The sequence below is a fragment of the Flectobacillus longus genome, from assembly GCF_030056705.1.
In the GTDB taxonomy this organism is placed as follows: Bacteria; Bacteroidota; Bacteroidia; order Cytophagales; family Spirosomataceae; genus Flectobacillus; species Flectobacillus longus.
In genome coordinates this window covers 168,288-180,271 of the sequence record NZ_JASHIC010000007.1, presented here as the reverse complement: position 1 = coordinate 180,271, position 11,984 = coordinate 168,288, and the positions used below count along the sequence as shown (strand labels likewise).

At 36.1% G+C, this 11,984-nt stretch carries 11 protein-coding genes; all 11 read left to right on the top strand.

The window, feature by feature from the left end; genetic code table 11:
• Positions 1-6: 6 nt before the first annotated feature.
• On the top strand, positions 7-1,089 hold the full coding sequence (locus tag QM491_RS07075; RefSeq protein ID WP_283326680.1) for a hypothetical protein: 1,083 nt from the start codon (positions 7-9) through the stop codon (positions 1,087-1,089).
• An 11-nt stretch (positions 1,090-1,100) separates the two neighbouring features.
• Complete coding sequence (locus tag QM491_RS07070) at positions 1,101-1,928, top strand: ABC transporter permease (protein WP_283326679.1); 828 nt, start codon at positions 1,101-1,103, stop codon at positions 1,926-1,928.
• A gap of 14 nt (positions 1,929-1,942) precedes the next feature.
• A complete protein-coding gene (locus tag QM491_RS07065; protein ID WP_283326678.1) occupies positions 1,943-3,199 on the top strand; it encodes an ABC transporter ATP-binding protein in 1,257 nt (418 codons plus the stop codon).
• A gap of 79 nt (positions 3,200-3,278) precedes the next feature.
• Positions 3,279-4,352: a DegT/DnrJ/EryC1/StrS family aminotransferase gene (locus QM491_RS07060; protein ID WP_283326676.1), complete on the top strand. Its 1,074-nt coding sequence runs from the start codon at positions 3,279-3,281 to the stop codon at positions 4,350-4,352.
• A 26-nt stretch (positions 4,353-4,378) separates the two neighbouring features.
• Positions 4,379-6,466 (top strand): glycosyltransferase family 39 protein, encoded by a 2,088-nt coding sequence (locus QM491_RS07055; protein WP_283326674.1) that lies wholly within the window; start codon positions 4,379-4,381, stop codon positions 6,464-6,466.
• Between the two features lie 29 nt (positions 6,467-6,495).
• A complete protein-coding gene (locus tag QM491_RS07050; protein WP_283326671.1) occupies positions 6,496-7,194 on the top strand; it encodes a WbqC family protein in 699 nt (232 codons plus the stop codon).
• Positions 7,195-7,272: 78 nt separating this feature from the next.
• Positions 7,273-7,932: an acetyltransferase gene (locus tag QM491_RS07045; RefSeq protein ID WP_283326670.1), complete on the top strand. Its 660-nt coding sequence runs from the start codon at positions 7,273-7,275 to the stop codon at positions 7,930-7,932.
• Positions 7,933-7,962: 30 nt separating this feature from the next.
• On the top strand, positions 7,963-8,847 hold the full coding sequence (locus tag QM491_RS07040; protein WP_283326668.1) for a class I SAM-dependent methyltransferase: 885 nt from the start codon (positions 7,963-7,965) through the stop codon (positions 8,845-8,847).
• Positions 8,848-8,930: 83 nt separating this feature from the next.
• Positions 8,931-9,863, top strand: a complete 933-nt coding sequence (locus QM491_RS07035; protein ID WP_283326667.1) for a glycoside hydrolase family protein — start codon at positions 8,931-8,933, stop codon at positions 9,861-9,863.
• A 107-nt stretch (positions 9,864-9,970) separates the two neighbouring features.
• A complete protein-coding gene (locus QM491_RS07030) occupies positions 9,971-10,786 on the top strand; it encodes a phytanoyl-CoA dioxygenase family protein (protein WP_283326666.1) in 816 nt (271 codons plus the stop codon).
• Positions 10,787-10,975: 189 nt separating this feature from the next.
• On the top strand, positions 10,976-11,959 hold the full coding sequence (locus QM491_RS07025; protein WP_283326665.1) for a glycosyltransferase family 2 protein: 984 nt from the start codon (positions 10,976-10,978) through the stop codon (positions 11,957-11,959).
• Positions 11,960-11,984: the final 25 nt, after the last annotated feature.

Below are 11,984 nucleotides of genomic sequence, written 5' to 3'. Positions count from 1 at the left end.
AGACTCATGTCTCAGACTCAAAATACATTACCAGAAGATCAATTTTCTTTTGAAGATATAGTAAAAAAAGTCATTGCATTTAAAGACTTAGTCGTTGCAAATTGGAAGTTAATAGTAGCATTGACAATATTTGGTGTACTTATAGGATATTTGGTAGACATTGTTACCAAAAAACCTAAGACCTATACCTCAAAAATTGTTTTCAATATGGATAATGGCAGCTCAGCAGGAGGTGCAGGATTATCCGATTTAGCAAGTGCTTTTGGCCTTGGTGGAGGTGGTGCTACAAGTAACGGGTTGTTTAGCGGCGAAAATTTCTTGGAATTACTTAAAACAAAAAATATTTATAATCGAGCTATTTTGGCTCCAGTAAATATAAATGGTAAAAAAGTAATTTTTGGAAACTTCTTAATTGAAAAAAGTGGTGGTTTGGAGGATGAATGGGAAGGTGATGAAGAAATGAAAACTTTCAAATTCAAACATTCAAATTATGAAAAATTGACTCCACTTGAACGCTCAAAGGTAAGAATGCTTCAATCATTTTTGGAGCCTCTGACGTCGATTGCAAATGAGAATAAAAAATCATCATTGATGACTTTAGCAGCAACGACTCGTAATGATACATTATCTCATGTTTGGACAAACTTGTTTTTGAATACAATAACTGATTTTTATATTGAGACAAAAACCAAGAAAACAAGAGAGTTGCTCGGTATAATGGAACGACGAGTAGATTCGTTGAAGAGTCAGTTGTATGGTACTCAAAGAAGATATGCACAGGTTGTTGACCAAAATCAACAAGTAATTATGCAACAAGGGTTGATCGAACAGCAAAGACTAAATACTAATTCTACTCAGCTTCAAAGTATGTATCAAGAGGCAGTAAGAAATCTTGATAACTTAAGATTTTCAATGGTAAAAGAATCCCCTTTATTTACAAGAATAGATGATTCAGAATTACCTATTGGTGCCGATATTACACTGAAAGGGAAAGGTATTAAACTTGGAGGTACGATCGGTTTGGTACTGGCGTTATTATTTGTTGCTGGACGTGATGTAATTCAAAAATTAAAGGATAAGAAAAAATAAATAGTTATACAATGCAAGAAACAGTCATTGAGGCAGGAAGGTCTGAAAAGCATTATTGGGCTGACATTATTAGATTTAGAGAGTTGCTATGGATTTTAGCAGTTCGAGATATAACTGTTCGTTATAAACAAACCATGATTGGAGTAGCGTGGGCTATTGTAAGACCAGTTATGACAGTATTAGTTTTTGTTTTTGCGTTTCATAAGGTAGCCAAAATATCAGATACATCTGGTATCGATTTTAAGATTATAGTATTTACAGGAGTAATTTTTTGGAACTTTTTTGCTGCTGCTTTTCAACAAGTAAGTAACAGTATAACGGGCAATGCCAATCTGGTTTCTAAGGTCTATTTTCCTCGTTTATTGATGCCTTTAAGCTCTATAGCAGTACCCTTATTGGATTTTCTTGTAGGCTTTATTGTACTGGTTCCATTTTTGATTTATAGCGGGATTTCAATAGACTATCATATACTTTTTGTTCCTGTATTTTTGTTTTTTGCATTTATGGCAGCATTAAGTTTAGGGATTATTTTTGCATCACTTAATGTTCAATATCGTGATTTCCAGCAAATTGTTCCATTGATTGTTCAGTATGGATTTTTTATTTGCCCAGTTGCATACTCTACGTCATCTATTAAAGATCTATCTTGGTATCCTTTTTATACTTGGTTAAATCCATTAGCAAGTATTATAGAAGGTTTCCGTTGGTGTTTAATTCCAAACTATCCATATTTTACATGGAATAGCTTTTTGCCAACAATCCTTTTTGTTTGTCTAACCACAATTATTGCGATTGTTTTCTTTAGAAAAAGAGAAAACTCGTTTGTTGATTTCATTTAAAATATTGAAGTAGAATGACTGTTATTGAGGCACAAAACGTTAGTAAGAGATATATCATTGATCATAAAAAAGGTAATGCAAAGTCCAATACCTTTCGTGAGGTGATTACAGATACGTTTCGAAACATTTTTACCAAAGGTGAGGATGACGAAGTAGAACACGAGGATTTCTGGGCTCTTAAAGATGTAAGTTTTAAAATAGAACAAGGAGACAGAGTTGGAGTAGTTGGCTCAAACGGTGCAGGAAAATCAACCTTATTGAAAGTGCTGAGCCGTATTACGGAGCCTACTCAAGGGAAGATTACAATTAAAGGACGTGTTGCTAGCTTATTAGAAGTTGGTACAGGCTTTCATCCTGAATTATCGGGTCGCGAAAATATCTTTTTGAATGGTGCCATTCTTGGTATGAAGCGTGACGAAATCAAAAAACATTTTGATGCTATTGTAGATTTTGCTGGAGTAGAAAAGTTTCTAGATACTCCTGTAAAACGATATTCGTCAGGGATGTATGTGCGTTTAGGTTTTGCTATTTCGGCTCACTTGGAGCCTGAAATTATGATTGTTGATGAGGTGTTAGCTGTTGGTGATGCCGACTTTCAACGAAAGTGTCTTGGCAAAATGAAAGACGCTTCTACTTCTGGTCGTACAATTTTGTTTGTAAGTCATAACCTAACAGCAGTTCAGGGTTTGTGTAATAAAGCCATGTACATGCAAAAAGGTCAACTGATTCAGATGGGAGAGACTAATCTTATTATGTCAAACTACTTGAGTCAAATCCAAAAAACTGATTTACAAGTTACTTATACTAATCAAAGTGAAGCCCCAGGTAATGATCGTGTTCGTTTGAAAAGTGTAAAACTTGTTCCAAATTATTTAGATAATCAAAACCATTTGGATGTTCGAACTTCGTTCAAAATTCAAATTGAGTTTTGGAACTACATGGATCAAGCCAACCTGAATATCAGTCTTCATATAAACTCCTTGACAGGTGAGTGTATATTCAATATAGGCACTCCATCCATTAAATTTGATAAAGGAATTATATCGGCAGAGTGTGAAATTCCGAATGATTTTTTAAACGATGGCTCATATTCGCTTTCTTTTATGATTGTGAAAGATACAGCCTCTGTAATCTATAATTTTGAAGAAGCATTAATTTTCGAAATTGAAGATTATCGTGAAGGAACAGTTTGGTATGGTAAATGGCCAGGATATGTGCGTCCAAAAATAGAATTCCCAATTATGCAATTGGAATATGAAAACGCTATTTAATGATAAATTAAATAAAGCTTTCTGTTTTTACTAGAAAAGAGAAACTTCAAAATTGAAACTTATACCCAGATTACGCTAAATGATTAATGTAACTAAAACATATTTACCTCCTTATGAGGAATATGAAGCCTACCTAAAGGGCATTTGGGAGCGAAATCAACTCACGAACAACGGTCCATTGGTACGTGAATTAGAACAAAAAATTAAGGATTATTTAGGCGTAAAGCATTGCTTATTTGTATCAAATGGTACGATTGCTATTCAATTGGCACTTAAAGTATTAGGAGTAACCAAAGAAGTTATTACTACACCATTTTCTTACTGTGCAACTTCTCATTCGGTAGTTTGGGAAGGCTGTACCCCTGTTTTTGCCGATATTCTTCGTTCAGATTTGTGTATAGACCCACAAAAAGTTGAAGCTGCTATTACCGAAAATACACAAGCAATTTTGGCTACTCACGTGTATGGTAATCCTTGTGAGGTCTATGAACTACAAAAAATTGCAGATAAACATAATATTAAGCTTATTTATGATGCTGCACATGCTTTTGGAGCATCTGTAGATGATAAATCACTTCTTTCTTTTGGTGATATTAGTACTTGTAGCTTTCATGCTACGAAAGTATTTCATACCGTTGAAGGCGGAGCTGTGATTACCAATAATGACGAATACGCTTGGCTTTTAGATAGATATAGAAGCTTTGGACATATTGGTGATGATTATCTTACAATAGGTATAAATGGTAAAAACTCAGAATTTCATGCTGCTATGGGCTTGGTAAATCTTCCCAAAGTACCAGAAATTATAGCTGCTCGTAAGGCAATTTTTGATATTTACGATGAAGAACTAAACTGGGAAAAGCTCACTAGACCAGAGCTTTCGTTAAAAACAGTGAAAAATTATGCGTATTATCCTGTTTTCTTCGAATCTGAAGCTGCTTTACTAAAAGTAAGAGATGCTTTGTCTGAAAACCAAGTTATGCCTCGTAGATACTTTTATCCATCATTAAGTACTCTTAAATTCGTAACTGAAGAAAGTACTTGTCCTATTTCCGATGATTTTGCCTTGAGAGCATTGGCTTTGCCATTATATTACGATTTGGCGCATGAGGATGTGTACAGAATTGCACGTATCGTAAACGAAAATCTCTAATACTTCTATTGACTAAAATTATTGACATGAATTTTATCTATCCAATCCTGTTTGCCAGTTTTATAGGCTTTGTGTTGAGAATAGCCTCTAGGGTTTGCATGAAATCTTTGGTGGATATTGTACTTACGGCTTACATTACCTTTTGTGGTAGTGTTATTTTAACAGGATTTGCGCTTTCTGAAATAGGGAAAATCGACGATCGCCGTTTTTGGGCTTTGTCGGTTTTTGTACCAGCTTTTATATTCTATGTTCAATTTACCAAATTATTTGGTCGTGACCAACGTGAGAGATTTACTTTCTTTGAGCTAATCGGAAGCCGAACTCAATTGGTTTGGAACTGGTTTGGTAACCTTCCTCTATGGCTAAAATGGTCTTTTGGACTACTTTTGGGAGCTTTTGTTATTACTGAAATTACTAATCTATTCTTGATTTTTTATACTGTTCCAAACGAATGGGATAGTATGACTGGGCACTTGAACAGATTGATGTACTATATGCGTCATGGTTCGATGGCTCATTTTGGTGGAACAAACTGGAATATTGATACTTACCCTCGTAGTGTTTGTACGATTCAAATCTACAATTACCTTATGAGTGGTCGTATCGAAAATTGGTTCAAAGTAATTCATCATACAGCCTATATCATTATTGGTTTTGGCGTATTTGGAATTGCCGAAAGATTAACCAAAAACTTTACGGCGAGCGTTTTTGCCGCTTTGGTAATGTGGTTGTTGCCAGATGTAATGATGCAATCAATTTCAACCGAAACAGATATTGTGTTAGGTTCATATTTGGCTTGTTTGGTGTATTTTCTTTTTACTTACAGAGAAAAACATTGGAGACGCTATTTATATCTTGCAGGATTGACTTTCGGAATAGCTTTAGGACATAAGATTACTTTCGTTTTTTCTTTCCCTCCGCTGTTTTTGATTATTATTTATACAGTTTTTGGCGAAGATTTAAGAGCGAAATTTATTGATAAATTCGGTGACTCTTATCAACATTTCTGGTCAAGAACCTTTGGTAGATTGACTCACTTAGTTGTTGGCTTAACCGTTGGGATTGTACTGTTTACTTTACCAACAGGTTATTTGAGAAATATCCAATTGTTTGGTCACCCGATTGGACCACCTACTGCATTAAAACACCAATCTGTGGAACGCGCAGGAACATTGAAAAACCTTATCAAACAAGGCTCTCGTAATGTTGTGAGATATTCGATTGATATGGTGAATTTGGATGGATTGAGAAATGTTGAACAATTTGAAACGGTCAATCAATTAATAAGAAAACCTATCGAGAAAGTTGAGAAAAAGCTTCATCTTCGCCTCGAAGAAGAAACGGACTTTACCATTAACCCTTTTTCGTATAATGTAAGGTTTGAGTTTTTTAATGCAAACCCTCACTGGGGAATATTTGGCTTTGCCATTGTTTTACCGCTGGTAGTATTGGTGTTGATTGGTTTGATTCGTAGAGGAATTGCGTTTTACGTATTGGCAGTTGCCTTTTGTTTGCATTTCGCAGCATTGAGTTTTACGGCACCTTACGACGCTTGGAAAGGTCGTTATATGATTAGTACTGCCGTGTATGCAGTTCCATTGGTGACATTGTTATTTCATGAAGGCAATAAATGGAGGTTACAAAGTGGGTCGTTTATACTATTGAAATTCTATACAGCAATTGTTGTATTAGTGGCATCAGCTTCAGCCATTTTGGTTGTGTATTTGAATGAACGCTGCTTGCCAATTGCAGCCTTGGGGCGTCCTTCTGCTTTTGATACTGATAGAATTGACCTTCAAACATGGGCTCGTCCTGACATAACACCTGCGTATCATAAGTTTGATGAGTTGGTACCTCAAGATGCCACCGTTGCGCTGGCTACTATCAACGATGACTTTGAGTATCCGCTATGGGGCAAAAACCTGACCCGAACTTTGATTGCCATAAATCCTTTCGAAAAAGGTGTTCAACCAATTCCGAAGGAAGCTCAATATTTATTCTTTGCCAAAAAGGTAATTAAACCTCAGCCTGGGGATATTCGATTAGGAACAGATACAACTATGAAGAATATGATTACTAAAGGAGAAGATTACTATTTAAGAAAGTTAAAATAAAGTTCTTCAGTTTTGAAGAAGCTTACGATATGAAACTAGCGATTATGCAACCCTATATTTTTCCATATATAGGGTATTTCCAATTGATTAAAGCAGTAGATAAATTTGTCATTTATGACGATGTGAATTTTATCAACCGAGGCTGGATAAATCGCAACAGAATTCTGGTAAATGGCAAGGATAGCCTTTTTACTATTCCTTTGAAAGAAGCCAGCCAGAATAAGTTAATTAATGAGATAGAGGTGAACTGGGATGATGCTTGGAAAGCGAAATGGTTTAAAACGCTTGAGCAGAGTTATAAAAAAGCCCCGTTTTTCCAACAAATAAAGCCCATAGTAGAACAAACATTAGAACTTGAAAAAACAATTTTTTCTGAAATCATTGTTGAAAATCTAAAGCTTATCAATGCGTATTTGGGTATTACAACTGAGATAATTCCTAGCTCGTCGATTTACCAAAATACCGATTTGAAAGCACAAACTCGTATCTTAGATATCTGTCTACAAGAAAAGGCTAATCATTATATCAATCCAATTGGAGGCATTGAGCTGTATCAAAAAGAGATATTTGAAGAAAAAGGAATGCAATTAAATTTTATTAAAAGTAAGCCTGTTCAATATCCGCAATTAAAAAATGACTTTGTCCCTTGGTTATCTATTCTTGATGTTTTGATGTTCAATTCTGTTGAGCAAATACAAACATTTTTGGATTCGTATGAATTGGTATAATTGACAAGGCAAAAATCTACCTGAATATACACTAACCAGACTGGTTGAGCTTTTTTGACCAAATAAACCAAACGAACTATGGCAAAAGTTGTTGTTTTTGGAACAGAGCTGGTGGCCGAACTCGCCCACTACTATTTAACTACTGATACAGACCACGAAATTGTGGCTTTTACAGTAAATAAGGAATACATCAAAGAGCCAACTTTTTGCGGCTTGCCAGTAGTACCTTTCGAGGAAGTAACGACTTTGTATCCGACTAATGAATACAAGTTCTTTGCTCCACTTTCAGAAAGAAAAATGAACCAAGTTCGTGCTAAAGTTTATCAAGAGGCCAAAGATTTAGGATATGAATTTATATCTTATATCAGCTCAAGAGCTACAGTCTTGACAGACAAAATTGGCGAAAACTGCTTTATTCTCGAAGACAACACCATCCAACCCTTTGTGACAATTGGCAACAATGTCGTACTTTGGAGCGGTAACCATATTGGACATCATGGCACAATAAAAGATCACGTTTATTTTACCTCTCATGTAGTATTGTCGGGTCGTTGTGTGGTTGAGCCTTATTGCTTTTTTGGCGTAAACGCTACCATTCGTGATGGTGTACATATCGCAGAAGGAACGTTGTTTGCCATGGGAACTAACTTCACAGGAAAGAAAACGGAGCCTTGGAGTATTTATAAGGGAAACCCAGCTGAGAAAGCAAAAATTTCTAGTAAAGACATTAATTTATAATTCATATCACGAAAAAATTCGTGCAACGCAATGAGTAACTACGAACAAAAATTTATTTGCCCTAAAACTAAAACTGCTTTGGTTTTGGCAGAAGATGGCAATACATTACATAATACTTCGACAGAAGAACCCATTTCTTATGAAATCAACGACATTGTTGATTTGACATATCCGAAAGAATTATTTGAGCAAGATCGTAAAGAGCAATTAGCTTATAATGATGCTTATCAACGTTATGATCGTGGTGTAACTTGGGTATTTGAATCTTTGAATTCTGATGAGGCTACTGTTCGCCAAAAAATGACGAACCTTCTTGGTTTAAAGCCTGGAATGAAAGTCTTGGAAGTGGGTGCTGGTACAGGTAAAGATTCTGAGCTGATTATTAAGGCAATTGCACCTGGAGGTCAAGCATTTTTGTCAGATTTGTCTCCAAATATGTTACGTTTAGCAAAACAACGTCTACAACCAGAAGATGTAGATGTAAACTATTTTATTGCCAACGGTACGTATTTGCCTTTCGAGGACAATACTTTTGACGCAGTTTTCCACTTTGGTGGTATCAATACTTTTTCTGAACGCAAAGAGGCATTCGAAGAGTTTAATCGTGTGGTAAAAGTGGGTGGTCGTGTAGTTGTAGGCGATGAAAGCGTTGCTCCATGGTTGCGTGATCAATCAAGTTACCAAACTTTGATGTCGGCTAATCCAATGTTTGCAGATCAAGTACCATTAGAAGACCTGCCAAAAAATATTGATAATTTTGAGTTACACTGGATTTTTGGTTTTGGATACTACGTATTGGCGTTTGAGAAAACCGACAAAACTCCAGAAGTGAATGTAAATCTTCAAATCCCAGGAAAGGATTTTGAAGATAACTGGAGAATTCGTGCTGAAAGAAACGCGCAAAAGAAAGCGTAAAAGAGTTTTGAGTTTTGCAGTTAGAATTTTTTACAAAATTTTGGCTACAAAACTCTACGTTTATCATACAAAATAGAAGTATTATGTGGGTTAAAAAAGGGGTAGTTTATAAACCAGACGGTTCATTGGCGCATAGCCAATCACATGCTCAGGTTCCATTTGCGTACAAACACGAAGATTTTTTAAGAATATATTTCTCAACTAGAGATTCTCAAGGTCAGTCTCGTCCTACGTTTATCGATGTAGAATATGACGACCCAACACAGATTCGCTGTATTCATGATAAACCTATCTTAGAATTGGGTGGTCCTGGCGAATATGACGAAACAGGAGCTATGCCTTCTTGGTTTGTCGATATGCCTAATGGAGATATTTGGTTGTACTATACAGGTTGGAATCGCACACATAACTCATATCGCTTGTCGATGGGTTTGGCTGTAAGTCATGACGGAGGATTATCTTTCAAGAAAATGTTCCGTGGTCCAATCATGGATCGTTCGATTCATAATCCAATTTGGGCAGCACAGCCTTCGGTAATGTATGACAATGGTGTTTGGAGAATGTGGCATATTTCTGGTCAAAAATGTGAGTATATCCATGGTTATCCAGAACCGTTCTACGACTGTCGTTATGCAGAATCAAAAGATGGTATTCACTGGACTTCGACTGGCGATGTAGTACTGGCATTTGACGATTTTCTACATGCAGTTGGTCGTCCGAGTGTATTCAAGGAAGATGGTATTTACAAAATGTATTACTCATATCGTCATACGGTTGACTATCGTACTAATCGTGATCAGAGTTACCGAATGGGCTATGCAGAGTCGTTGGATGGTATCAAATGGGAGCGTAAAGATAATTTAGTGGGTATTGCAAAATCTGAAAATCCAGCAGATTTTGACTACAACATGATAAATTATGCGCACTATTATGAACATAATGACAAAAAATATTTGTTGTACAATGGCAATGGCTTTGGTGCATCAGGTTTTGCCTATGCAGTTTCAGAAAAATAGTCACTCAGGCTTTTGATATTTGTCATAAAAATCCCAAATCCTGTACTATAATTTTGAGCCATTGTTGAACCCATTGCTAAGCAATTAGCCAAACATTTCACAAAGCTATGGCAGCCTCAAAAGAACAATTCAATAAAGACGGATTTTTGATTTTGAAAAACTTCTTTTCAAAAGAAGAAATCAATAAAATTTATACAGAAGCAAGACAGCTTTTTGCGATTCAAATCAAGCGTGTTGTAGGTATCGATGTGGATATTAATGACCGTGATACTTTCGAAAAAGCGATGTTTGATTATTTTCAGGCCGATTTCACTTCTTTTGTCAATACAGGTAAACAAGTACAACACTTGATTTCGATGCATCGTCTGGGTACAGACGAGCGTATTGTAAACCTATTGAAAGAAATTGGGTACGAGTTTCCGACCATTGCTGTTCGTCCTGCGATGCAATTCAATAGTAGATACCTTTCAAAAGGAGGTAGTCACTGGAAATTGGGTGCTCACCAAGACTGGCGTACTGGTCAGGGGTCTTTAGATAGTGTAGTTTTGTGGTTCCCATTAGTCGATTGCGATGCAGATTTGGGTGCTTTACAAATCATTCCTGCGAGTCATACGGTTGGTTTGTTACAAGCAGATACTTCTGGCTATACAGGTTCTATTCAAGATGCCTTGCCAGAAGAAGATTATGTACAAACTTCCTTCGAAGTAGGCGACTTGTTGATTTTCTCAGCGTTTTTGGTACACCGTTCTGGCGACAATATCACACAGAATATCCGCTGGTCGATTCAATTGCGTTATAACAATATGGCCGAGCCAACTTTCCAAGAAAGAGGATTTCCTATGCCATATATCTACAAGCCAGAAGAAAATTTGGTAACACCAGATTTTCCTAAGAAAGAACAATTAGAGCAACTTTTTGCCTAACAATATTCCTCGTATCTTTGCCGACCTGTGAGTGTTCCTCACAGGTCTTTTGTTTTTGAACAAAAGGATTTTACAATGATTCTTTCCACTTAAATAAAAAGAAATTAAATCTGTACTAGTTGTAAAGGGTAAAAATCTAAGTTATTCACGTCCTCTTTCCCTAAGTACTGCGACTTAATAGCCATTTCAATGATTAAAGTAAGCGTAATTGTCCATACATATAAGCACGAAAACTATATACGTCAAACTCTGGATAGTATTGTTAATCAGCAAGTTGATTTTGAATACGAAGTAATAGTCGGAGATGACGCATCGCCTGACAGTACTCCCGATATTATTAGAGAGTACCAACAGAAATATCCCCATTTAATCAAACCTTTGTTGCATCCTGTAAACTTGGGTGGTTTTGGGAAAAATAATACCATGGCAACGCTTGCAGAAGCCAAAGGACAATATATTGCCCCTATGGATGGTGATGATTATTGGACAAACCCTCATAAATTACAAAAACAAGTAGATTTTTTGGATGCTAATCCAGATTTTGTAGCTTGTTTTCACAATGCTTTAATTCATTTTGAAGATGGCTCACATCCAGATGATTATGTGAACAAACCCGATCAGAAGGTTGTGACAACGCTTGATGATTTGGTAGGAGAAGACGAAGTTTGGTATATGGCAACATCTGCGGTGATGTTTCGTCATGGTATCATGAAAACTTATCCTCAGTGGTTTCATGAGTCTAAAAGTGGCGATATTCCAAGATATATTTTGCTCGGAAAACATGGTAAATTTTACTACATGAACGATGTCATGTCTGTTTATCGTAAAAATGGAGGAGGTATGAGTTTTACAGATGGCAAACAAGATGCAGAATTTTTGTTCAATCGTATTGGCATGTATAAGGGCATTGACCAAGAATTAGATTACCGTTTTCATACAAGAGTTCGCAAGAATGTTGCTAGGTATTATTTGATGCTCGCCAATTCGATACAATATGGTGATAATCCTATTTTATCACGTTACTATGCCCTAAAGTCATTAGTACTTTCGAGACCAAACAAGCCTGAGCATTTGAAAAAAGTGATGATGAACTATGTGATTCCTCATAGTATCATGGGCATATATGCCAATGTAAAATGGCAACTGATGAAAATAGTAGGAAAAGCTAAATAAAATTAAATATTTTCTTCTTTAAAAA

Bases quoted from the DNA above. Each gene is read 5' to 3' on its own strand.
- QM491_RS07075 (WP_283326680.1), top strand. From the start codon at position 7: ATGTCTCAGACTCAAAATACATTACCAGAAGATCAATTTTCTTTTGAA.
- QM491_RS07070 (WP_283326679.1), top strand. From the start codon at position 1,101: ATGCAAGAAACAGTCATTGAGGCAGGAAGGTCTGAAAAGCATTATTGG.
- QM491_RS07065 (WP_283326678.1), top strand. From the start codon at position 1,943: ATGACTGTTATTGAGGCACAAAACGTTAGTAAGAGATATATCATTGAT.
- QM491_RS07060 (WP_283326676.1), top strand. From the start codon at position 3,279: ATGATTAATGTAACTAAAACATATTTACCTCCTTATGAGGAATATGAA.
- QM491_RS07055 (WP_283326674.1), top strand. From the start codon at position 4,379: ATGAATTTTATCTATCCAATCCTGTTTGCCAGTTTTATAGGCTTTGTG.
- QM491_RS07050 (WP_283326671.1), top strand. From the start codon at position 6,496: ATGAAACTAGCGATTATGCAACCCTATATTTTTCCATATATAGGGTAT.
- QM491_RS07045 (WP_283326670.1), top strand. From the start codon at position 7,273: ATGGCAAAAGTTGTTGTTTTTGGAACAGAGCTGGTGGCCGAACTCGCC.
- QM491_RS07040 (WP_283326668.1), top strand. From the start codon at position 7,963: ATGAGTAACTACGAACAAAAATTTATTTGCCCTAAAACTAAAACTGCT.
- QM491_RS07035 (WP_283326667.1), top strand. From the start codon at position 8,931: ATGTGGGTTAAAAAAGGGGTAGTTTATAAACCAGACGGTTCATTGGCG.
- QM491_RS07030 (WP_283326666.1), top strand. From the start codon at position 9,971: ATGGCAGCCTCAAAAGAACAATTCAATAAAGACGGATTTTTGATTTTG.
- QM491_RS07025 (WP_283326665.1), top strand. From the start codon at position 10,976: ATGATTAAAGTAAGCGTAATTGTCCATACATATAAGCACGAAAACTAT.